A 22,353-nucleotide genomic window follows, 5' to 3' on the forward strand; every position below is an offset into this window, starting at 1 on the left:
GCAGTTGACGCGCCCCGATCCCGCCTGTTTACTTTTTAGCATAAACAGGCCCAAAATTACAAAGCCGCGGGCGCAAAATAACCGCTAAGGGCTCGCTGTTTTCCCGCATCCTATTCCACGCTTCGGCGGTTATGGTGCGTGACACGCTCCAGTTCCCGCGAAGCCGCGTAAAACAGGCGCATTGTCATCCAGACCAGGAATTTTTTCCTCAGCCGCAGACAGAGGGGCGCCGCGATGCAAGCCGCAAAAAATACAATACCCGTTATACCCGCCGCTTTGCCATTCCCGGCAACCATAAAAAAGCCGGCAAGGCCCAGCAGCGCGAACAGCAGAGCGCCGCCCCATAGCGGCGAAGTAAGCGCTAATTTTGACAGGGGGTCGAAGATCCGGCGGGCATTCATTAATTCACGCGCCATCAGGGCATCCTGCGGGGGCTGGTGCGTGGGCGCATGGCCCGGGTTCCGGCCCTGCCGCTTCAGATAGGCGGCGTAATCGGCGATAAGTTTTTCCGGATGCGGCCCGAAAATGCGCCGGTCCTTTTCGCCGAAATCGCCGCGCGCGCCGACGGGAAACCGCCGGGTCGCGTCGTTCAGCAGCCCCGCCGCGGCGTGCGGGGCGCCCAAAGACTTTAAAAGCCGGGCCAGCCGCAGCGCCCCTTTCATACACGCGTTGCGGATCAGCCTGTCGGTGGTCGCGACGATATAAAAAGTCAACTGACTGGTTCTCATGCGCATATGAAAGCTATAAAACAAAAGTTGCGCGGCCTTCTCTATTTTTTGGGCCGATGTGAGAATTCTATTACGTTGTTGTCGCGGTCGCAGAAGGTCACTCCGTGAAAACCACCGCCGAACTCCGCGTATTCCTGCGCCTGGAACAAAGGCTTGAAGCCGGCTTTCAGCATAACCGCCTCTATCGTATAGACATCCTGCCGCTTCCCCGTATAAAAGCCGACATGGTCCGCCACCACGAATTCTCTGCCGGTAGGGGCCTTGCGCAGCACACGGCGCGGCTTCATTGCGCCTATAATCAGCGTGAACGGCCCGTTGCTGAACCCGCCGTAATTCTTGCCGTCCCCGAAACTCTTCTTAAACCCGGCCGCCTTAAAAAGCGGCCCGTAAAATTTCATGGCGGTCTTAAAATTACTCACCTCAAAACAAATATGCGTAGCGGTAATTTTCACGTTCCCTCCATATCAGCTATTCTCATCGGACGGATGCACAGGGGTAAGCGAGCCGAACTTTATGCCGTAATGGGTGGCGTTCTTTTCTCTGCGTATCCACACCACCCACGCCTGAACATCGAACATGCCTTCTTTTAGCGACCTCAGCCTCGCCCAAAAGATTTCCGGCAGCGCAATAGGGTTCCCCACCAAAAAGGAGGCCCCGACGGTGGAAAAATCGACAAGCCTGCCCGAAGCGGCCACTTTACCCTCCGCGTCAAAAATCTCGATAACCGAATTATGCCTGTTCCGCGGCGCACGCCGCTTGTCATTGCTTTTCATACGTAGATTTTAGGATATGCGGCACTCTCAGTCAAAAGAAACCTGTTTTTCGCGTCTTTTATTCCAATTTACAACACGACAATATGGTGTCGTGCTGGTCAGCTATACTATAGGCATGGAATGTAAAAATAAGGCCTTGACATACAAGCTATAGCTTGTATAATATAAGGAGGCGGCATGCTGAAGAATATTTTTTATTTCAGCGATGAGCGCGGACGGTGCCCTGTAATGGAATTCATCCATTCTCTGCCGCCGGATGAGCAGGCAAAAGTCTACTCTTATATACGGGAACTGCGCATACAGGGACACAATCTGCGCCGCCCAATGGCGGACTATGTAACCCAGGGGTTATATGAACTGCGCCCGAAAGCTAATCGGATCTTTTATTTCTTCTATCTTAAGGAAAGCGCGGTGTTTGTGCATGCTATACGCAAAAAAACAGATAAGCTGCCGGAAAGGGATATAAGACTTGCGCTTAAACGAAAGGCAAATATGCAGTCTTTCCGGGATGCCGGGAAATTACTGACGGAGGATTTATGAAACGCCGGATATATCTGAAAAATGTCGAAGAAGACCTTAAAGAACAATTAAAGGACCCCAAATTCCGGCGGGCCTATGAGTATGAGTGCGCCCTGGTGGAGCTGGCGCAGAAAATAGCGGAATTCCGTGACGCGTATCACCTGAAACAAGCCGAACTGGCGGCCAAGCTGGGCGTATCGCAGCAGTTCATTTCACAACTGGAAACCGGCCGCAGCAAGAATCTAACCCTGCAAACCCTGCTGAAAGTAGCCGCAAGCCTGGGTCGTGGCGTCCACATCACCTTCCCCAAATCTCCCCGCCCAACCCTAAAAATCCAATAAACCCGGAAATCATGGAATCGATACAGTTATTTATAGAAGTGGCGCAAGGTAGGGCGGGGTCCTGCCGCCGTGGTTTATTTGCGGGGGTCGGGTCGGCCAGCGCGGCCGCCCTTATCCTCGGCCTCCACCGCAGATAAGCCCAAGTCGGCCTCCGGAAAACCCCCGCAAATAAACCCCGTCGTCACCCCTTCACTGTTCCTTTTCCTGTCACCTTTAAATTAACAAAAAGTGCCAGACACCTTTTTTAATGAATCCTCTCTGCTTGTATCAAGAACTTTTAAAAAAGCTAGCTGTATTTTAAATTAATTTTTCTAATTCTGCTCTCAATTCAACTATCTCGATATGCTTTGGTTTATTTTTCCAATTATCTTTCCAACAAATAATCATATCACAACCTTTTGGGTCGTGCCCATGCACGACAAAATCATAGGAACTTTTCTCAAATTCGCATCTCTGGGTGACCCATTTCCTGTTTTTTTTAGTCCTTATGTAAGCATCGGGAAAGCGAGTGCCGACTGCATCTATCTTCATTCTTAATAATGGCGAAATCTTGCTGAATAAAACTATGACTTCTTGCTCTGATGCTGGAGATCGTGGCAATCCTTCATAATTTGAAATACCCTTAAATGGATTTTTTGCTCTATGTAGTTTTTCGCTGATTTTTTGCCAATCATCTGCTTCTAATTTTGAAATCGTTGGTTTAAGACCGCAAATTTTTTTGATTATCTTTTGAGGTAAACCAAGCTCTCTTGCGTTTGTGGGTTCCCAAAAATTTAATTCCAATCTAATAGGTTTGCTGTGTTTATAATAAAGGTTTTTGTTGAACTTGTATCCCCCGACAATGGTACCTATGCCGAATATTTGCTCTCCAGAATTAATCAAAATCTTATCCCCTTTTTTCACATCATTATAAAATTGCCATAATACATTAGCTGATTTCCTCTTCTTTTTGCCCCAAATACGTAAAAATTTATTTTCAAAACCCGCCTTGTTTCTAAATCTGCCAAGGTCTCCCGTCTCATTCCAACCCACAGCAACACAATTGTTATTTCTTTGCTCTACCCATAAAAATCCTCCTTGACCTGGGGCAACTCTCCAATATCTTATATCCGTTTTATTCATATTTTTATTTTCCAAGGTATCGGGGGCGTTGCTTTGTTTTTTGGTGATTTGCAAGCCCTTCATCTAACCCGTTTAGATATTATGCGACAATAGGGGGCGGGTGGCAAGTTTTTATTGAAGAGTAAAACCGGGTGGGTAAATACGCTGTATCGTTAATGGGCGGGGATATTTATATTACACCCTTAAAGAAACGTGAGCGGTGATGGTTAAACGGAGGGGTGACGACGGGGTTTGTTTGCGGGGGTTTTCCGGAGGCCGACTTGGGCTTGCAGTCAGGGGAGGCCGAGGATAAGGGCGGCCGCGCTGGCCGACCCGGCCCCCGCAAATAAATCCCGTCGGCAGGCCCCCGACTTTGCTACCTGCGGCTAGCCAAAGTCATGCAGTTGTAAGGTGGGTTAGACCTTAACTCTTTTATCGATTACCTTGCGGATCTTGCCGGTTCGGAGGACCCGCTCTATTGTGTTGGGCTTCAGAACCTCTATGACAGGCTTGTCCAGCCACTTCAGACGTACGCTTTCATGCAAATCTTCACAGTGACCCTCGATCTCAGTCCACAACAGGTCCGCCAGCTTCCCCGCCCTCACCAGCGCCCCCGTATCTTTCACTTCAACTTTTACCTTGAGCACATCTTTGTGCCCCTTCTTCTCAATAACCACCTGAAAATTAAAACTAAGTTCGGGCACCTTTCCCAAAGCGTTCTGGATATCGTTCACGAACAAATGCGCCCCCCCCACATGAATACGGTCGTCGCAGCGCCCCAAAATTTCAAATAAAGGTTCCTTCCGCCCGCAGCCGCACGGCTTCATAACCCAGCGTCCCAGGTCCCCCACCCGGTACCGGATAATAGGCATATGCTTCTTTGAAAGCCCCGTAACGACCAGCTCCCCAATATCCCCCTTCTTCACCGGCGCCATAGTGTCCTGGTCCACAAATTCAATAAACTGGCTTATCGCGAACAAGTGGTGCTGTCCCTTAACGCATTCCGGGCACTGAAAACCGATAACACCCGCGTCCGCCGAAGCGTAGCCTCCCGACCGCACATCCACCCCGGGGAACACGCTCTTAAAGAACTTCACCATCTCCTCGCCCACATATTCTCCACCGTAAAATATCTTTTTAACGCAGAGCTTATATTTCTTAGCCTTCACGAATTCCGCCAGCTTAACAAGGAAAGACGGCAGCCCGATAACCGCCGTCACGCTGAAGTCCTCCAGATACTGCACAATATTTTCAAGCGGCAGATTGCTGCCCACCGGCACCGAAATAGCCTTGGTGTAGGCAATGGCCTTTTCCACGGAAAGCCAGCTGGACCACAAATTACCCGCTATAAAAAGGTTCGCTATTACATCTTTCTCGCTCAAGCCCGCCGCCTCGAAAGTGTAGGCGAGCATCCGGCAGGTGTGGTCATACTCGTGCTGGTCGTAAAAAACATATTTTGGCTGGCCCGTTGAGCCGCCGCTCGCGAAATAAATTCCGCGCTGCACCTTTGAGGTCAGCAGGTCCGCGCTGTCCGGCGGCGTATTTTCAAGCACGTGGTGTTTTTCAAGGAAAGGCACTTTTGCGAAATCGGCTATAGCGGTTATCCTCGGGACTCCCTTAAAATGCCTGCCGTAGAAAGGGCTGCGGGACCTGGCGTGTTCCACCAGTTCGCTTAAACGGTCCAGCTGCGACGGCTTCTCCTCTATGGGCACCCAGTTGATCAGCGACATCATCGGGAAAATGCCGTCGTGCGGGGAGCCGTTGGCCTCTTCCAGCATCTTGCCGAGCTTTACCACGCGGGCAATGCCCGCCGGCGCCAGCGTTTCCAGCACCTTCTTGCGCTCAATGGAACCGCCGACGCCCACAGTCTGTATATAGCCGCGCAGAGGCATAAGTTTTTCCCTAACCTCTTCCAGGGTCTCCACGGTTTTAAAGTACAGCACGCGGTTAAGGGGCGAAACCCGGTAGACCGGATCTTTTTCGTAGATCACGGTCCAATCCGTTTTAGGTGCGGAGCTTTCATAAGACCCCGCGTCCAGCGCCGCGTCCACGCGGGCAAGTTCCCTCGCCCGGGTTATCTCCGCCTGCTCGTCGGGGGACAACCTGCCCTGCGGCAGTTCCCTGGCCAGCCGCGCGAAATGTCCCCTGGCCTCTTTCAGGAAAGACGCGGCCAGCTCCTTATGCCTTTTTGCCGGGGCTATCAGGTAAAGCGTGTGAAGAGAGGAGCAGGCGGCCTGGTCCCACAGCGAGGCGTCCAGCGCCGCGCGGCGGGCCACTTCGCCCATCCCCTCATTGTCCACGCAGCTTTCAAAGACCACGCCCACGCTGGTTTTCGGGCCGAAGCCTTCCACTCTCACGTCTATAGGGGCGATCTTCCGGTAGGACTGCACCGCGTCGTAGCCGCCCCACACAAAAACCGCGTTCACATTTTTAAGCGCGGCAGCTTCCAGGGCCTGGCTGCCCCCCTTCCAGCTTACGATGGCCGCGCACTTGGAGAGTATGCCTTTCTCGTCCGCCTCTTTAAGGGCGTCCATGAACAGGTTTATAAAGTTGGAGCCGGAGGAGGAAAGCTTGACGATATTCACGTTTTTGGTCAGGAAGCCTATAACCATGGAGTCAAGTATCCCCAGAAACACGTTGCCCGCGCCCACGTGCAGCACCACGCCCTTGGGCAGGGCCCTTATCACCCCCGCGTAGCCGCGGCGTTCCACCGGAGCTTCAAGCGCATAAGGCAGGAACAGCTCCATATTCATGCGCTTTACAAGGACGTGTTTATCCAGTATCTCCGGTATTATGTCCAGGCTCTTTTCTATCACAGGCTCGGAAAAAGGTATGTTTTCTTTAAGATGGGCAAGCGCCGTCTTCCGGTATTTACCGCCCGGGGCGAACAGACTGCCCGCTTTGGCGAGGGTTTCGGTTATATAGTCGCGCGAGGCCGCGCGCATCAGCGGCCGGGCCGCCTGCGCCTGCAGGCCGACCTCTTCCAGTTCGGCAGGAGTCCATTGTGATTTATTCGAAGTCTTTCCAAAAAGATAAGTGTTTTTGATATTCATACAATTATTGCCATAAGCCATGCGGCTGTTTCAGCCGCGCCATATGCCATATGCTTTAGGCCATAAGCTTTTGAGGAGTTCCTTAATGCCTATGGCGTATGGCGTATAGCCTATGGCAATCTTTCCGCATATGGCTTAAAGCTTATGGCCTTTTACAACATCGTAGCCGCGCTTATCGCGCAGCCTTTCAGTTTTTTTACTCCGGCACGGCCTTTTATTTCAAGCACCGGCCCCGCCAGGCCGCAGGAACATTTCCGGCGCACGCAGCCGAAATCCGAAGACAACACCGAAAGCGACGGGTAGCTTGTAAGATACGGCGTTATAAACTGCAAAAGACCCGTTTTACCATATTCAAGCGGTTTAAGCGTACCGGGGTCGCGCGCTATTACGCGGCCGTAATTGGGAATGTGAAAGTTCCCAAGCCTGCAATCCACATAGGGAACGCCGTGCTCCACCATGCCGAAAAGGTCACGCACCCGCTCCACGGGTATGCCCAGGTTATCGGCCAGGATCTTGCGGTAAACCTGCTTATCTATAGCTTCGTCGGAAAGCGTTTTCCAGCCGCCGCCGGTAACCACGCTGGAACCGGGGTTAAGGCGCGGGTAGCGGCCATGGAGTTTTTTGAATTCCTCGGTGAGTTTAAGGGCGAAAGCGGGAAAACCCACCAGGCGCACCAGGCTTTGAGAGGCCTCGAATTTTTTCATGGCCGAAACCGCGCCGTCAATATCAAAGTAAAAGTCATTTTTGGACTTGCTCCAGCGGAAAGTGTAGAAAATCTCGCCTTTTTTGGTAAACCCGGTAAGCAGTTTGTCGGTCCAGGCCGTACCCAGGTCTTTGGCGACTTCCGGGTCGTAGGTGAAGCAGATATAATCGTGCGCGCGCTCAAGGTCCGTCAGGCCCAGGCCCTCGAACACTTTCCAGGCCATGCGGCGCACGCGCATAAGCGAGCCCTTATCCAGCTGCATACGGCTGCGCTGGCCCGAAGTGCCGCTGGATTTAAGCTCCAGCACTATTTCACTCTCGGGCAGCGTGGTGAGGTCACGTTCTTTAAGGGCCGCCACAAAAACATAAGGCATGGCGGCTATGTCCTTCTCCGCCTTTATTGAAGAGGGATCAAAGCCTTCCCGCTTAAAAAAACTGTTCAGGAACTTTGAGCGCCGCGCCTGGAAGGCCATAGCTTCGCGCATAGCGGCGCAGAAGGCCTTTGAAGTTTTTGGCGAATATTCAAAAGCCGGCGTTTCAAAAAGCGCGTCAAGCGCGGTACGCCCCTTGAGCGGTTTATAAAAAGGCGGCAAGCGGTCTTCAATTGAAAGGTCGGCCATAATTAATAGGGGCTAGCGGATAGAGGCGAGAGGATTAGGGAAGGAGTTCCTTAATACCTAACCTTCTACATATTACCCTTTCATCCTGTAATTACTTCGGCTCCGATTTGAACACCAGTTCTATGTAGTTTTCACGCCAGAGCTTAAGATATTCCCTTAAGAAGTTCTTGTACAGCGAAATAATTTTCACGTTCCTGAAGTCCAGCACGTCAAAGGTGCGGGAGAAGGCTATGCAGTCGTAACGCTTCATGCCCACTTTTTTCACGCAGGGAAAATAGGCGCTCGGGATAAAGCGCGCGTCCATAGCTTCCCGCTGGAGGGCCGGGGAATAGGCGTCTATGATCACCTCTATGTAGGCCATATCCATTTCGCTTACTTTATGGGCCAGGCTTTCCAGCACCACAGTGAAACTTTTTTCCGCGCTCATGCCGCCCACGATCACACTGTATTTGTCTTTTTTATTGTAGGTAAGGTAAACTTCGGTGGCCTGGTCGGGGGTAATAAGTATAAGGTTCGGCTCATGAAAGGGCATTACGATATGCTCGAAAAAACCGGAGTTTTTGAATTTTTTATACCGGTTTTTTATGAAATCCGGCGCGGTAATGACTTCAAAAGAAAGAGGCGGTATTTTCTGCTTGTGATCGCTGTAGTCCCCCTGCACATCTTTAATTGAGGGCTTGTCCAGGTCCATCTGCCTGCTCACTATCTCGTAATAAGGAGCGACTTCGGGTATAAGGCGGGGCCGGCATCTCCGTTTTGACATGGCCTGGGCGGTGAAATAGCCCGTAAGGCAGTGCGTTTCATTTTCCTGCACTTTGTGGGTGTTAGGAAAAATACCGAGTTTCACAAAACCCAGGTTCTCGGTCAACTTCTGCGGGGCGTAATTGGCGGTGCGGGTCGTGGCGTATACCATGTCCACAAGGTCCTTTACCTTGGTGATATCGTCAAGGATAAGCTTCATCATGGTGTAGGCCAGATCAAGCTTGCGGAATTCCTGCGACACCACGGCGCCGAAGGCCTTGGAAATACGGTGAGGCAGATCCACTTCATAAACCAGGCTGCCAACTATCCTGTCGGAAGATTCGGCCACCAGCCAGTAATAATCGTCATGTTCTATGGCGCTGCGCATCTTTTCTTTGTCCGTGACTATCGGAATGGAATAATTACCGCCGTATATTTCGGCGTAAAGCATTTGTATGCGGCGCATATCCTGAACTTTGGCAAGGCGTATTATCACATCCGGTTTGCCGGACACTTTTATTATCTGTTCTATTTTTTTGATAGACATAATTCCAACTCGCTCATGCGAATATACTGCGAATGAAGAATATGCGAATGTGTGCGAAACTTATAAGAATTCAAATTCATTCGCATGAGCTTATCCTTGAGATTTCCCCTTAATTAATATAATATAGTAAAAATCAAGGTATTTTTCTATGGCAAAGGTCAAAAAATCCGCGGCCGGCGGTTTTATGAAGATAAAAATTATTTTACCGCTCGCGGCGGCGCTGCTGAGTGCCGCCTGCGCCTCGTTTCAGTCGGGCAACATACTGCTTGAAAGAAACACGCTTCAGGCGCTGCTTGAAGACAAAAGCATTAAGCCCTTCTCCAAAATTCAGGTAAGCTGGCAGAATTATCCGTTCAGAAATCCCACCGACTCAATAGGCGAGGGCTCTATTTCAAATCCCAAAATAATAGTTCCGCTGCCTGCGCAAAGCGAAGATCTGGAATATTTCAGGGGCAAAGCCGAAGATGTTTTAACCGAGTCCGGCCTTTATGACCTGAAAAACGGCTCCGGCACTATCAAGCTCAGTCTTACCACAGCAGGCCGCTGGACTTACCATGACCTTTTCAGGTCGTTCTTTGTGGAAACGCCTTTTGTTTTTATAATCCCCTCCTCCATAAAAGTCACCTACGCGTTAACAGCCGAATGCGCGGCTTCTTCCGGGACGCTGACGACAGAAGTAATAGCCTATAACAAGACCGCGTTTCACCTGCTGCTGGCGCCTTTGTATCCGCTCCTCTCCCCCGGAGCCGGGGAAAAAAGCCTGATAAGGCACATGATCTGGCGCGCATCCGCTGAAATTTATAAAAAAATGAAAAGCGGGGCGTATGAAAAGGAAAACCGCGGACAACGCCGTAAACCGGACAGCGCTCCGGGAACAGCGGGATGGACGGAAACACGCCCCCCTGCCGGCCCGCCGGAACCGCCGGACAGGACCTGGCTGCCGCCAAAACCGGCGGAAGGCGCACCCTCAGGCAATGATAACGAAGATTTTAAACCGATAGTTCCGGAAACTCCGGACAAAACATGGGTGGTGCCGCAAGCGCAAAAAATGGCGCAGGAAGACAAAGGCGAAACCGCCCAGCCGGCGGCGGAAATAAAACCGGCCCCGCCGGAAAGAACCTGGATACCGGCAACCGTACCGGCGCAGGACGCTGACAAAAGCGGCGCCGAAAAAAAACCCTGACGATTAAACAGGTTGCAGGTGTCAGGTAGCAGGTTACAGGGGAGACGGTTTTGTGGTTTTACCCCCGGCTTTCCAAGACTCTTATTTTCCAGTTTTCTGCCTGACACCTGTACCCTGTAACCTTTCCGTTAACAGTGTAATAAAAAAGCCCTCCGCGTGAAGCGGAGGGCTTTTTTATTCGCTTTGATCGTCCGGCCTAGTCTTCGTCTTTCGCCTGCCCGGAAGTTTTACCGGCCGGTTTGTCGGTTTTCACGGCATTTTCGGTTTTCACGGCGCTGGCCGGCGCCGGTTTCACTTCAGCTTTTTCAGCGGCGGGAAGTTTTGACAGGGCCTCTTTGGCGTCCTGGACGAATACGCTGTCCGGGTTGTCTTTTATAAACTTAGATAGCGCCAGGCGGCCATCCTCAACATTGCCGTCCACCGACAGCTGGACGGCGTCCGTGAACTGGCTTTTTTCGGCGTCCAGTTTTTTCTGGGCGTTGTCCGAAACACCGCCCTTCCAGTAAAGCGCCATGGGGTCAGAACCCTGCTTTGCGCCTCTTACCGCGGCCACCGCGCTCACCCTGGTTTTTGACGTAAGACGGGTCTGTATCCTGGTTTTAAGGCCTTTAAGGAGATTATTGTACCAGCCTTGCCAGTCTTTTGATTCCTGGGCCATTACGGAATTAACGGAAAACATCAGCACCAGCGCGAACAATGTTTTTTTCATAACCACACCTCTTTTAGTTGTCTGCCGTTCAATCCCGGCGCACACCGATATAATAACTCATGGAACGACAATTTTCAATGGACTTTCAGTCACAGCCGCTTTTCACCCGCACGATTTTTTTCAGCCGCGGGCGGCCGGGAACTATTTTGCAAGTTTATCCCCGATATCCTTCAGGTCCGGATTGATTTTCGCCGCTCTGTCCACGAAAGTTCTGACATCGTCCTGATTTCCGGTTTTTACGGCGGTCCGGGCCAGGTTCAGCCAGATATCTCCGTCGTAGGAGTCGGCCTTGGCGGCCTTCATATAAAAAGCTCGCGCCTCGTCGTATTTGCCGAGCGAGAAACTTATGTTGCCCAGGTTATTGATGGCTGCGGCATTTTTAGGGTCTTTCTCAAGCACCTTGTTCAGGCGCTTTATCCCCTCATCATAATCCTTGTACTGGCCCGCCAAAATACCGAGGTTCAGATTGGCGTCCAGATCGCTTGGGTTTTCACGCAGCACATTTCCGTAGTATTTTTTGAAATATTCATATCGCGCCTTCATCAGAACGTCAACGGCCCCCGTCACCCTTTCAGCAAGATTCGGAAGATCGTATTTTTCGTCTCCCGTTTCGGCGAGGGTAACCGGTTCGAACTCGCTCCAGGCCGCGTGGGTGTCTATTATCCTGACATCCGCGCCGGCTTTTTTGTACATGTCGGCCTGGTGAACTATGGCGTCATAAATATTAGTTCCCACCATGGTGGTTTCAAGCCCCACCCACCAAGTGTTGTTGTAATTTATAAGATATTCTTCAGGGATGCCGACCTCCTTGGCTTCCGAGGCGCCGGTGTCGAACATCATTGATATGTGCGCGGGGTAATCAAGCAGGGCCGTGTGTACGCCTGAGGCCTCAAGCATCGAGGTGAACAGCGCCGTCAGGTCGTCGCAGTCGCCGCTTCTGAGCTTCAGGGTGGTGCGGGGGAACTGCACGGTGTCCAGGGACAGATCCTTTGCGGATGAGGATTTTATAGCCGCGTACGGGTTTGTCGGGTCCGACAAGTAGCTTACCCCGTGCTCGCCCAGCGCCTCCCAGACCATCAGGGCCGTAACCAGGTTTTCGTTTAAAAGGTCCGATTCTTTTTCAAACTTTTTCTTGTTGCTCAGCGCGTAACGGTCAAAAGCGAACACCGGGGTGTCTTTGGGAGTGATGAAGTTCCCCATGCGCTCCGCCCTGTCCCACACTATGGCGTTCTTTGACAGAACCTTTACCGGCTTGTTCAGCTGGAAAGTTTTCTCCTGCCCGTCCATATAATAGGTCAGCGTCAACTGGCATTGCACCGGCGTATCCTCGGTGATGCTCAGTATGCGGTTGTTCAGGGTAGCCATCAGGTCCACTTTGGCGGTGGCTTTGGGACCTATTTCCGGCACCACGGTGTCGGTGGGAAAATCCATAAAATCCTTGAAGTAGAAGGAAAGCTTGACGTTGCTGAAGGCGGTGTCGGTGTTGTTTTTCACCGTCACCCTGCCCACCGGGTTTTTGAGATAGTGCTTATAATTTGCCGAGAATATATAGTTAAGCTCGGTGGGCACTATTTCCATGGGAGCCATGTTTTTGGCGTCGCCCGTATATGAGCCGTCGGCGGAGGCGGACTGCACCTGCACTCTTTCCGCCGGCTCCTGAGGGCCTTCTAAAAACACCTCCACGGGCTCGCTCATTTCGCCTGTGGAACCGGTAACGGAAACACTGACCACGGAATAATAATAGGTGGCGTTCAAAGCCAGACCGGAGTCGGAATACTCGGGCTTAACGGGCGAAGCCACAAGCTTGGGTTCCACGTCCGGATTATTGGCCCTGTAAAGGACGAATTTCTTGATCCAGGGGCCGGCTTTAGTCTGCCAGGAAAGTTTAACCGCGGCTCCTTCAACGGAAGCCGCCAGCAGCGGGGCCTCGGGTATGTAATCCAGGCTGAAGGCGAGTATCCTCGCGCCCTCTTTGTCTGAAATGTAGAGCGTGTTGCCTCTTACGGCAAGATACTGCGGGTCCAGCAGTTCCCGCTCGCCCTTGCCTTTGGCGAAAAAGCTGGCCGTGAATTTGCCGTTTTCGTCAAAGACCTTCACATTTGAAGCTCCCTTGTCAAGAATATAGAAATAGCCTTTGCCGTCGTAGGCGAGCGCCACGGGGTTCTGCAGATCGCCGGAATCCTCCCAGATCCTGAGAAATTTGCCCGAAGCGTCGGTCACTATCACCTTCTTAAGCCCGGCATCCAGAATATAAACGTTCCTGTTATTGTCCAGGCTCACGCTGATCGGTTTCTGCAGGATAATGCCGCCGATCTTCGGGCCCGCGGTGAACAGAAAAAACCCGTCGGAATTAAAGGCCTGCATCCGCTTATTGCCCGTGTCGGCTATGTATATATTGCCCTTGCTGCTTACGGCAAGGCCGGAAGGGCTGTCAAAATTGCCCTCCTTTGAACCGCTTTCGCCGAACGAATTCACGAAAGTGTCCGAGGCGTCAAAGATCTGCAGCCTGTCATTGCCGGTGTCCGCCACGTAAAGCCTGCCCGCCGAATCGGAGGCGAAACCAGCGGGGTTTTTCACCTGGCCCTGTTCTTTGCCCTGGCGCAGCAGCGTTTTTTTGCCGGAAGCGTCTATGCGCGCGGCCTCGCGGCCTTCCGGCAGCCAGGCGACTATCGCGCCGTTGGGCCTTACCACAAAAGCCTCGGCCTTGAAAGCGTATTTACTGGAAGGCCCTTTTATATTAAAGCGGCCCGCGGCTGCGGCTTTTTCCAGCTTCATTTCCGGCAGCTGACCCTCAAGGTTTATGATGGAAACTTTTTTATTGCCTTCGTCGCAGAGATAAAGCAGGCCGGCGGCGTCAAGCGTTATATCGCTTAATTTCAGAAATTCGCTCTTGCCCTTGCCCCTGGTGCCGAAAGTTCCCGCCACCTCTCCGTTCTGGTCCAGCTCCCGCACCTTCCCCTCCTTGCCGTTTACGACATACACAACGCCGTACTCGCTTACGGTCATGGCGTTGTTTTCCATGGAATATTCTTTTACAAGCCTGCCGGTCCTGTCGTATTTCTGTATAAGGGCCTGGTCCGGAGACGAGACATAAATAAATCCCGCCCGGTCAGCGACTATCTTTGAAAGTTTGAACTTGGCGTTGCCGCCTTTAAATACGGGGAATCCGTAGAGAAAAATGCCGTCGGAATTAAAAATCTCGACCCTGGCGTTGCCGGTATCAGCCACATAAAGGCGCTCGTCAGGGCCGAAGGCCACTCCCATGGGGGAATCAAGCTGGCCGGGCGCGGAACCGGAACCCGAAAACTGCCAAAGCGCGTTGCCTTCGCTGTCCAAAACGGCGATCTTTGAGGCATCGCTTTCAGCCACGTATAATTTACCGTTCCCGAAAGAGATCCCGGAGGGCGTCGCAAGCGGCGCCTTGGTTTTATTCAGCAGTTTGCCTGCGGGATCAAAAATAAAAACGGCGTTGGCTTTCGTGTCGGCCACGAAGATCCGGCCTTCAGCCGTGGCCACGGCTGAAGGTTTTACCATAGCCGAATTGGTTATCTGGCCCTTGAACTCTATCTTTTCATAAGCCCCCGCATAGGAGCACGACAAAAGGAATACGGAATAAAAAAGGATCTTTTTCATTTAACCCTCCTGAAAATGATTACCGGTTAATTCTATTATATTTAGCGGGCTCTGCAAAGTGTATTTTTGGGATATTAGAAAATTTAAAAATGACATAAGTTTTTATACTTTCCAACGCTCCCTTTTAGTTTCTAGAATAGATACAGATGTTCCGGCAGGCTGTCTGGCTCTGAAGCGCTGAAGAGCTGAAGCCTGAAGTTTTTCTTTCAACGCTTCGTAATTGCGGCTTTCAGCCATTCTACTTATAAAGAGGTTTTATATCATGGATATCACATTTATTAAAAGACTGGTTACAACTTCAATAGGGCGGAAAGCCCTGATGGCCGTTTCCGGGCTCGCGCTGGGAATTTTTATGCTGGTGCACCTGGCCGAGAACCTGCTGCTGTTCAAGGGCGAGATAGCCTATAACAACTGGGTGGACCTGCTGCTTACAAACCCGGTGACCCCTTTCCTGGAGTGGGGCCTGGCCGCGGTATTTCTGGTCCATATCTTTTTCGGCGCCTGGGTGCGCCTGGAAGACTGGCTGAACGCCCCCAGAGGCTATGAAGCCCGGAAATGGCAGGGCGGCCGCACTATAGGCTCCGCCACCCAGCTTTATACCGCCGCGGCAATTCTGGCTTACCTGACATACCATATGCTGACTTTCAAGTTCGTGGACCATTCCATCGGCTTTTATCAGATGGTTACCTCGGCTTTCAGAAGCAGGGTTTTTGTGGCGGTATACATCTGCGGCGCGGTGGCGCTGGTCATACACCTGACCCACGGCCTGCAGAGCGCGTTCCAGACTTTGGGCGTAAACCACCCCAAATATACCCCTATCATCAAGGCAGGCGGCTGGCTAGTGGCGCTGGCTATGCTGGGTTTTGCGTGCATTTCGGTATATTTCCTGCTTAATCTTGACTCAGGAACGGCGGCAAACATGGTGGTGGTTATATAATAGTGGGTAGTGTAGAGTGGATAGTGTAGAGATTGGAAAAGAGTTCTCTTCATACTCTACACACTACACTCTCAACTCTACACTTTCGATTTGGTTTTCAGTATATCGTGGAGGATAAAAATATGAAACTTGACGCGCAGATACCCGCGGGACCGATAGAAAAGAAATGGGACAACCATAAATTCAACGTGAAGCTGGTAAACCCGAACAATAAACGAAAATTCGACATTCTGGTAGTGGGCACCGGGCTTGCAGGCGCCTCGGCCGCCGCTTCGCTTGGCGAGCTGGGCTATAATGTAAAAGTTTTCTGTCTGCAGGATACCCCAAGGCGCGCCCACTCCATAGCGGCCCAGGGCGGCATAAACGCCGCAAAAAATTATCCCAACGACGGCGACTCGGTCTGGCGGCTTTTCCACGACACCATAAAGGGCGGGGACTACCGCGCCAGGGAGGCCAATGTTTACCGCCTGGCGCAGGTTTCAAACCAGATAATAGACCACTGCGCCGCCATAGGCGTACCGTTCGGCAGGGAATACGGCGGCCTTCTGTCCAACCGCTCTTTCGGCGGCGCGCAGGTTTCGCGCACTTTTTACACAAGGGGCCAGACCGGCCAGCAGCTGCTTCTGGGCGCCTACTCCGCAATGATGCGCCAGGCGGCCGCCGGCACGGTGAAAATTTACCCGCGCCGCGAGATGTCGGATATCGTGATCTCGAACGGCAAGGCGCGCGGAATAATTGTAAGGAATCTGGTCACCGGCGAGCTGGAAACCTATTCCGGCCACGCGGTGCTTTTATGCACCGGCGGCTACGCCAACGTGTTCTATCTTTCCACCAACGCGTCGGGCTGCAATGTATCCGCCGCCTGGACCGCTTACAAAAAGGGCGCGGGATTTGCCAACCCCTGCTTCACCCAGATCCACCCCACCTGCATACCGCGCTCGGGGGAACACCAGTCGAAACTGACGCTTATGAGCGAAAGCCTGCGCAATGACGGCCGCATATGGGTGCCGAAGAGCAAAGGCGACAAACGCCCGCCGAACGCGATACCCGAAGACGAAAGGGATTATTTTCTGGAACGGCGTTACCCCGCTTTCGGCAACCTCGTGCCGAGGGACATCGCCTCAAGGGCATCCAAGGCGATGATAGACGAAGGCCGCGGCGTGGGCCCCACGGGCCTTTCGGTTTACCTGGATTTCAGGGACTCCATAAAAAGGAAGGGAGAAAACAAAATACGCGAGGAATACGGCAACCTTTTTGACATGTACCATCAGATAACGGATGAGAACGGCTATAAAGTCCCGATGCGCATATACCCGGCTTCGCATTACACCATGGGCGGCCTGTGGGTGGACTATAACCTTATGACCACCGTGCCGGGCCTGTTCGCGCTGGGCGAAGCCAACTTCTCCGACCACGGCGCCAACCGCCTCGGGGCCAGCGCCCTAATGCAGGGGCTCGCGGACGGCTTCTTTGTGATACCCGCCACTATAGGCGGCTACCTGGGCTCGTCAAAGTTCGAGCTGGTAAGCGAAAACTCCGCCGAGTTCAAAGCCGGGGTGTCGGCGGTAACGAACAAGCTGAATAAACTGCTGGCCATAAAAGGCAAAAAGACCCCCACTGAATTCCACCGCGAGCTCGGCAACGTGATGTGGACCGACTGCGGCATGGGCCGCAACGAGGCCGGCCTGAAGAAAGCCCTGAAAAAGATACCGGAAATAAGGGAAGAATTCTGGGAGAATCTGGCGCTGCCCGGCACGAGCATGGAAATGAATCAGACGCTGGAAAAAGCGTTCAAGGTGGCTGATTTTCTGGAATTTGCGGAACTGCTGGTAAAAGACGCTCTGGAGCGCAAAGAATCCTGCGGGGCGCATTTCAGGGAAGAATCCGTTACCCCCGAGGGCGAAGCCAGGCGCGACGACGCCAACTTCTCGCACGCCGCGGTTTGGGAATACAAGGGCGAAGGCAACGAGCCCGCTCTGAACAAAGAGCCGCTGGCCTTTGAAAATATCAAGATGGCGGAGAGGAATTATAAGTAACGAAAGGGGATAGCGTATAGAGACTAGGGTTTAGGGAAGGAGTTCCTTATTTCGGAACCCTATACCCTCGCCCCTATACGCTGCTATTATCAGGAGGCTTTATCATGGACAAACATTTCAGCGTTACTATCCGGGTTTGGCGGCAGAACGGCCCCGACGAAAAGGGAAAGATGGTCCCCTATCAGGTGAATGATATCTCCCCCGATATGTCTTTCCTTGAGATGATAGATGTTTTAAACGAAGACCTTATCAGGAAAAACGAACGCCCCATAACGGTGGAAAGCGACTGCCGCGAAGGCATCTGCGGCTGCTGCGGCCTGGTGGTGAACGGCGAGGTGCACGGCCCCGACGAGCACTCCACCGTCTGCCAGCTGCACATGCGCCGCTTTAAGGACGGGGATGTTATTGTCGTAGAGCCCTGGCGCGTGAAATCGTTCCCGATAATCAGGGACCTGGCGGTTGACCGCTCGGCTCTGGACAGGATTATACAGGCGGGCGGCTACATTTCCGTGAACACGGGGGCCGCGCCGGACGCCAATTCGATACCGGTTAACAAAGAGAACGCCGAAGAAGCCATGGACTCGGCCGCCTGCATAGGCTGCGGGGCGTGCGTGGCGGCCTGCCCGAACGGCGCAGCGATGCTTTTTACGGGCGCGAAGGTATCGCAGCTCGCGCTTTTGCCGCAGGGCAAGCCGGAAAGGGAAAGGCGGGTGCTCTGCATGCTGGAGGCGATGGACAGGGAAAGCTTCGGCAACTGCACGAATGAGTATGAATGCGAGGCGGTCTGTCCCAAAGAGGTAAAGGCCTCCAATATCGCCAGGCTGAACCGCGAATTTCTGCTGGCGAACCTGTTCGGCAAAGCCGAACCGAAAGCCGCCGCCAGGCATCTGATCTCCACCCCCGACGTGCCGGAAGAAGAATAGAAGAACGGCAGGGGATAGCGTATAGGGGTTAGGGATTAGGGAAGGAGTTTCTTATTTTTGATCCCTATACCCTCGCCCCAAGCCCCTCTACCCTGCCGTTGACGGGGACTTGGCCGTCTGATGAGCATAGCTCTTGTCACGGCACTGGCATAGCCTTGAAAAACACCGATTTTTAATGTACTATATAGTAGACATCTGTCTACTATATATGACAACATCTATCACACAAGGCATTTTTGGCCGGAAGTCCCGCCTGGAAGTTTTACGCTGTCTTTACGATTCGGGAGAAGAACTTACGGGGCGTGAAATAGCCAGGCGCTCCGGCTTCAGCCCCCAGCAAACCCACAACGAACTTAAGGCGCTGGTTTCACTGGGAATCGCGGAACGGAAGATAGCGGCGCCGGCCCATTTGTTCCGCCTGAACAGGGAACATTGGGTAGTTAAAGATGTGGTTAAGGTTGTTTTTGAGAAAGAAAAACAGTGGTTGGATGAACTACTTAAGGAATTCGGCGGGAAACTGCCGCATTCGGTAAAATCCCTTATTCTTTTTGGAAGCGCGTCGCGCAGCCAGCTCCGGCCGGAAAGCGACATAGATCTGTTGGCTTTGGTTGAGAACGAAAAAGACGAGAAAGAAGTGGTGGATTGCTTCAGCGAGCATGGCCCAAAAGTGTTGGCACGGTATCATTATCCGCTGGCCCCTGTTATTTTAACCATGGATGAATTCCGCAAACGGTACAAACAAAAGGATAAATTCGCCCGGGAAATCCTGAGAACAGGGAGAGTTGTACGAGGGGAGTTGTTTACGGAAATTCTATGACGCCAAAAGAAACCCGTCTCACAAAAATTTCACGCGACCGCTATACCCTTTACTGGGACAAAGCGATGGAGTTCTTTGAAGCCATGGTGGATGCTTCCCAGAAAAAGAACTGGAACGCCACGGGCCTGGCCGGCGTTCACTGCTGTATATCGGCGACGGACGCTTTATTGGTAAAACACGCGGGTATCCGTTCCTCGTCGGATTCCCACCAGGATGTGGTGGGGCTGTTGAGCGCCAAAATCAGCGATCCTGATATTTCCAGACAGGCAAAAAGGCTGGGAGAGATCCTGGCCCAGAAAAACCTGATTGAATACGTTGACAAATCTTTCCCGGAAAAAAACGCGCAAGCCTTAAAAATCAGCGTGGAGCGATATATTGAATGGATCAGGAAACTTCTTTGAGGAAACAGTCATGGGGTTGCCCATTCCGCCGCGTAGGAAACCCTCCCGTGGTTTCCCTCCAACCCGGATTGTGGGGTTGGAGCCTCCCATCCGCTATGCGGCTACAGAGCAATCCCATGCCTGTCCCTCCTTATATAATAGGTGTCCCCGCCCTTATCGTAGATACGGCAATAATTACCCACCCGGTGGAAAACTTATGGGGAATAAGGTGACAGGCCACTTTTGGTATTAAGGATATTTGTTTACCACTGGGCGGGCCCCGCACTTTTTCCGAAATGGGCCAAAGTGCGGGGCGGGTAAATGTGGATGTACCTAAATTAAGGGTGGGAAGTGTTATATAAAAAGTCGCCAGCGGATTTTCTGCGCGCTCCTTAGAGGGTTTAAGCACGGGGTCTGGAGCGTATCGCTATCATTAGCGACGGCGGTGAATGTTTGAGCCGAGCACTGTGTGCGAGGCGAGTTCGCACGCCGGCGTAAGACCCCGTGCTTATCCGCCAAAACCCGGTCTTGGAGCGCGCAGGAAATTTGCTGGCGACTTATAAAGTGAAAAAGGTACTTTTTCCGGCGGAATGGGCAGCCCCATGACTGGCCCTCTCCCCGGAGTTCGCAGGAAATTTGCCGGCGACTACATTAAGAAATAAATAAGGAGATTTATGGCTGAAACCAAACTTACATTCAAATATCAGGAAATGTTCGAGCTGACCAAGGGCAAGACCAAATTCCGCCTGCTTACTAAAGAGGGCGTGAAAGTTATAAAAGCCGGGGGACGCGAAATACTTGAGATAAAGCCTGAGGCGCTGGCCGCGCTCGCCCGCGAAGCCGTGCGCGATGTTTCCTTCCTGCTCCGCACCGCCCACCAGGAACAGGTGGCCAAAATTTTCAACGACCCAGAAGCCTCCGAAAACGACAAATTCATCGCTTATTGCCTGCTGGAAAACGCCGCCATTTCGGCCAAATTCGAGCTGCCGTTCTGCCAGGACACCGGCACCGCCACCGTGGTCGCTAAAAAAGGCGAACAGGTGTGGACCAGCGCGAACGACGCCGAATGGCTTTCAAAAGGCATCTGGGAGACCTACACCGCGGAAAACCTGCGCTATTCCCAGACCCTGCCGCTTACAATGTACGAGGAAAAGAACTCCGGCAACAATTTACCCGCGCAGCTGGACCTATACGCCGTGCCGGGCATGGAGTATAATTTTTTAATTGTCACAAAAGGCGGCGGCTCGGCCAACAAAATCATGCTCTACCAGGAAACCAAGGCCACCCTGACCCCTGAAAAATTAAAGCCCTTCCTTATTGAAAAAATGAAGTCGCTCGGCACCGCGGCCTGCCCCCCCTACCACATAGCTTTCGTGATAGGCGGAACCTCGGCCGAGATGTGTTTAAAAACCGTGAAGCTCGCCTCCGCCGGCTACCTGGACGGGCTCCCCGAAACCGGCAATGAAGGCGGCCGGGCCTTCCGCGACAAGAAACTGGAACAGGAACTGCTTAAAGCCTCGTATAAACTCGGCTACGGCGCGCAGTTCGGCGGCAAATATTTCGCGCACGACATAAGGGTAATAAGACTGCCCAGGCACGGCGCGTCATGTCCCATAGGAATGGGGCTCTCCTGCTCGGCGGACAGGAACATACTGGCGAAAATAGACAAGAACGGCCTCTGGATAGAAGAGCTTGAAAAGGACCCGGGCCGGCTTATCCCCGCGGAGATACGCTCTAAATTCTCGTCGGCGGCGCAATGCGTCAGCATAGACCTGAACCGGCCCATGAAGGAAATACTGGCCGAGCTTTCCAAACATCCCATAGGCACGCGGCTCTCGCTTAACGGGCGCATAGTGGTGGCCAGGGATATCGCCCACGCAAAATTCAAGGCGCTGCTGGACGGCGGCAAGGACCTGCCCGAATACCTTAAAAAGCACCCGGTCTATTACGCGGGCCCGGCCAAGCAGCCTGAGAACAAACCCTCCGGCTCGTTCGGGCCCACCACGGCGGGCCGCATGGATCCCTACGTGGACCCGCTCCAGGCCAAAGGCGCGTCCATGGTGATGATAGCCAAGGGCAACCGCTCGCAGGCCGTCACCGACGCCTGCAAAAAATACGGCGGTTTCTACCTGGGCTCCCCCGGCGGGCCGGCCGCCCTTCTGGCGGAGCGCAATATAAGGAAAGTGGAAACGCTGGACTACCCGGAACTTGGAATGGAAGCCGTGTGGGCGATAGAGGCGGAAGACTTTCCCGCTTTCATACTGGTGGACGACAAGGGCAATGATTTTTTCCGGAAGATATGACCTCCCCCGCACCCGACTTCCGCAATGAGGCACCCTGACGCCCGCGTATCTTGCTGGAACGGGCGCCGGCGCTTTCCCCGCGCGCTCCGGGACCGGGTTTTAAAGAAGAATCCTGAAGTCTTCCGCCGGCTCCGGAACGCGTCTGAAAGACAATGCTTTCAGACTTGAACGGTCCTCACCGTCGCGGAGCGATCCACTCCAGACTTCAGGATTAAACCCTCTAAGGAGCGCGCGGGGAAAACACCACCGCCCTTTGACTCTTCCCTTTTTTACAACAAGTTTCTTCCTTGAATAAATGGAGCGGGTG

At 52.8% G+C, this 22,353-nt stretch carries 18 protein-coding genes; 9 read left to right on the top strand and 9 right to left on the bottom strand.

Translation table 11 applies throughout. The features are described 5' to 3' along the window. Positions 1-110: 110 nt before the first annotated feature. From NTX59_01800 to NTX59_01810, 3 genes are read right to left on the bottom strand one after another with little or no spacing between them, the layout of a single operon-like run. On the bottom strand, positions 111-728 hold the full coding sequence (locus tag NTX59_01800; GenBank protein ID MCX5784401.1) for a hypothetical protein: 618 nt from the start codon (positions 726-728) through the stop codon (positions 111-113). A 41-nt stretch (positions 729-769) separates the two neighbouring features. After that, positions 770-1,180: a hypothetical protein gene (locus NTX59_01805; GenBank protein MCX5784402.1), complete on the bottom strand. Its 411-nt coding sequence runs from the start codon at positions 1,178-1,180 to the stop codon at positions 770-772. A gap of 12 nt (positions 1,181-1,192) precedes the next feature. After that, positions 1,193-1,501 (bottom strand): PilZ domain-containing protein, encoded by a 309-nt coding sequence (locus tag NTX59_01810; protein ID MCX5784403.1) that lies wholly within the window; start codon positions 1,499-1,501, stop codon positions 1,193-1,195. Positions 1,502-1,678: 177 nt separating this feature from the next. Between NTX59_01810 and NTX59_01815 the strand changes: the two genes are divergently transcribed. Together NTX59_01815 and NTX59_01820 are read left to right on the top strand one after the other, a co-directional pair. After that, positions 1,679-2,041 (top strand): type II toxin-antitoxin system RelE/ParE family toxin, encoded by a 363-nt coding sequence (locus tag NTX59_01815; GenBank protein ID MCX5784404.1) that lies wholly within the window; start codon positions 1,679-1,681, stop codon positions 2,039-2,041. Next, complete coding sequence (locus tag NTX59_01820) at positions 2,038-2,361, top strand: helix-turn-helix transcriptional regulator (GenBank protein MCX5784405.1); 324 nt, start codon at positions 2,038-2,040, stop codon at positions 2,359-2,361. Before NTX59_01815 ends, NTX59_01820 begins: the two co-directional genes overlap by 4 nt. 297 nt (positions 2,362-2,658) lie before the next feature. On the opposite strand, the gene NTX59_01825 is transcribed toward NTX59_01820, so the two are convergent. The 4 genes from NTX59_01825 to NTX59_01840 form a co-directional block, all read right to left on the bottom strand. Beyond that, positions 2,659-3,483 carry a hypothetical protein gene (locus NTX59_01825; protein ID MCX5784406.1) on the bottom strand — a complete coding sequence of 275 codons (825 nt, stop codon included), beginning with the start codon at positions 3,481-3,483 and terminating at the stop codon, positions 2,659-2,661. A 395-nt stretch (positions 3,484-3,878) separates the two neighbouring features. Next, positions 3,879-6,515: an AMP-binding protein gene (locus NTX59_01830; protein ID MCX5784407.1), complete on the bottom strand. Its 2,637-nt coding sequence runs from the start codon at positions 6,513-6,515 to the stop codon at positions 3,879-3,881. Positions 6,516-6,667: 152 nt separating this feature from the next. Continuing rightward, complete coding sequence (locus tag NTX59_01835) at positions 6,668-7,837, bottom strand: hypothetical protein (GenBank protein MCX5784408.1); 1,170 nt, start codon at positions 7,835-7,837, stop codon at positions 6,668-6,670. A 91-nt stretch (positions 7,838-7,928) separates the two neighbouring features. Next, positions 7,929-9,125: a hypothetical protein gene (locus NTX59_01840; protein MCX5784409.1), complete on the bottom strand. Its 1,197-nt coding sequence runs from the start codon at positions 9,123-9,125 to the stop codon at positions 7,929-7,931. 184 nt (positions 9,126-9,309) lie between these two features. On the opposite strand from NTX59_01840, the gene NTX59_01845 reads away from it, so the two are divergent. Then, positions 9,310-10,308, top strand: coding sequence for a hypothetical protein (locus NTX59_01845; protein ID MCX5784410.1), 999 nt, complete (start codon positions 9,310-9,312; stop codon positions 10,306-10,308). A 196-nt stretch (positions 10,309-10,504) separates the two neighbouring features. On the opposite strand, the gene NTX59_01850 is transcribed toward NTX59_01845, so the two are convergent. Both NTX59_01850 and NTX59_01855 read right to left on the bottom strand, forming a co-directional pair. After that, a complete protein-coding gene (locus tag NTX59_01850) occupies positions 10,505-11,017 on the bottom strand; it encodes a hypothetical protein (GenBank protein MCX5784411.1) in 513 nt (170 codons plus the stop codon). Between the two features lie 141 nt (positions 11,018-11,158). Continuing rightward, positions 11,159-14,650 (bottom strand): tetratricopeptide repeat protein, encoded by a 3,492-nt coding sequence (locus NTX59_01855; GenBank protein MCX5784412.1) that lies wholly within the window; start codon positions 14,648-14,650, stop codon positions 11,159-11,161. Positions 14,651-14,912: 262 nt separating this feature from the next. On the opposite strand from NTX59_01855, the gene NTX59_01860 reads away from it, so the two are divergent. From NTX59_01860 to NTX59_01885, 6 genes are all read left to right on the top strand, one after another. Further along, complete coding sequence (locus NTX59_01860) at positions 14,913-15,587, top strand: succinate dehydrogenase cytochrome b subunit (GenBank protein ID MCX5784413.1); 675 nt, start codon at positions 14,913-14,915, stop codon at positions 15,585-15,587. Positions 15,588-15,709: 122 nt separating this feature from the next. Next, positions 15,710-17,623 (top strand): fumarate reductase/succinate dehydrogenase flavoprotein subunit, encoded by a 1,914-nt coding sequence (locus NTX59_01865; protein MCX5784414.1) that lies wholly within the window; start codon positions 15,710-15,712, stop codon positions 17,621-17,623. Between the two features lie 104 nt (positions 17,624-17,727). Then, entirely contained in the window at positions 17,728-18,546 is an 819-nt protein-coding gene (locus tag NTX59_01870) for a succinate dehydrogenase/fumarate reductase iron-sulfur subunit (GenBank protein ID MCX5784415.1), read from the top strand. A 208-nt stretch (positions 18,547-18,754) separates the two neighbouring features. Beyond that, positions 18,755-19,363, top strand: coding sequence for a nucleotidyltransferase domain-containing protein (locus NTX59_01875; protein ID MCX5784416.1), 609 nt, complete (start codon positions 18,755-18,757; stop codon positions 19,361-19,363). Then, positions 19,360-19,764, top strand: coding sequence for a hypothetical protein (locus tag NTX59_01880; protein ID MCX5784417.1), 405 nt, complete (start codon positions 19,360-19,362; stop codon positions 19,762-19,764). Before NTX59_01875 ends, NTX59_01880 begins: the two co-directional genes overlap by 4 nt. Before the next feature lie 653 nt (positions 19,765-20,417). Beyond that, positions 20,418-22,046 (top strand): fumarate hydratase, encoded by a 1,629-nt coding sequence (locus tag NTX59_01885; protein MCX5784418.1) that lies wholly within the window; start codon positions 20,418-20,420, stop codon positions 22,044-22,046. Positions 22,047-22,353: the final 307 nt, after the last annotated feature.

It is taken from the genome of Elusimicrobiota bacterium (assembly GCA_026388155.1).
In the GTDB taxonomy this organism is placed as follows: Bacteria; Elusimicrobiota; Elusimicrobia; order Elusimicrobiales; family UBA9959; genus UBA9634.

What these genes read in the sequence shown, in the direction of transcription:
- NTX59_01800 (MCX5784401.1), bottom strand. Translation starts at nt 728, where the DNA reads ATGAGAACCAGTCAGTTGACTTTTTATATCGTCGCGACCACCGACAGG.
- NTX59_01810 (MCX5784403.1), bottom strand. Translation starts at nt 1,501, where the DNA reads ATGAAAAGCAATGACAAGCGGCGTGCGCCGCGGAACAGGCATAATTCG.
- NTX59_01815 (MCX5784404.1), top strand. Translation starts at nt 1,679, where the DNA reads ATGCTGAAGAATATTTTTTATTTCAGCGATGAGCGCGGACGGTGCCCT.
- NTX59_01820 (MCX5784405.1), top strand. Translation starts at nt 2,038, where the DNA reads ATGAAACGCCGGATATATCTGAAAAATGTCGAAGAAGACCTTAAAGAA.
- NTX59_01825 (MCX5784406.1), bottom strand. Translation starts at nt 3,483, where the DNA reads ATGAATAAAACGGATATAAGATATTGGAGAGTTGCCCCAGGTCAAGGA.
- NTX59_01830 (MCX5784407.1), bottom strand. Translation starts at nt 6,515, where the DNA reads ATGAATATCAAAAACACTTATCTTTTTGGAAAGACTTCGAATAAATCA.
- NTX59_01835 (MCX5784408.1), bottom strand. Translation starts at nt 7,837, where the DNA reads ATGGCCGACCTTTCAATTGAAGACCGCTTGCCGCCTTTTTATAAACCG.
- NTX59_01840 (MCX5784409.1), bottom strand. Translation starts at nt 9,125, where the DNA reads ATGTCTATCAAAAAAATAGAACAGATAATAAAAGTGTCCGGCAAACCG.
- NTX59_01845 (MCX5784410.1), top strand. Translation starts at nt 9,310, where the DNA reads ATGAAGATAAAAATTATTTTACCGCTCGCGGCGGCGCTGCTGAGTGCC.
- NTX59_01850 (MCX5784411.1), bottom strand. Translation starts at nt 11,017, where the DNA reads ATGAAAAAAACATTGTTCGCGCTGGTGCTGATGTTTTCCGTTAATTCC.
- NTX59_01855 (MCX5784412.1), bottom strand. Translation starts at nt 14,650, where the DNA reads ATGAAAAAGATCCTTTTTTATTCCGTATTCCTTTTGTCGTGCTCCTAT.
- NTX59_01860 (MCX5784413.1), top strand. Translation starts at nt 14,913, where the DNA reads ATGGATATCACATTTATTAAAAGACTGGTTACAACTTCAATAGGGCGG.
- NTX59_01865 (MCX5784414.1), top strand. Translation starts at nt 15,710, where the DNA reads ATGAAACTTGACGCGCAGATACCCGCGGGACCGATAGAAAAGAAATGG.
- NTX59_01870 (MCX5784415.1), top strand. Translation starts at nt 17,728, where the DNA reads ATGGACAAACATTTCAGCGTTACTATCCGGGTTTGGCGGCAGAACGGC.
- NTX59_01875 (MCX5784416.1), top strand. Translation starts at nt 18,755, where the DNA reads ATGACAACATCTATCACACAAGGCATTTTTGGCCGGAAGTCCCGCCTG.
- NTX59_01880 (MCX5784417.1), top strand. Translation starts at nt 19,360, where the DNA reads ATGACGCCAAAAGAAACCCGTCTCACAAAAATTTCACGCGACCGCTAT.
- NTX59_01885 (MCX5784418.1), top strand. Translation starts at nt 20,418, where the DNA reads ATGGCTGAAACCAAACTTACATTCAAATATCAGGAAATGTTCGAGCTG.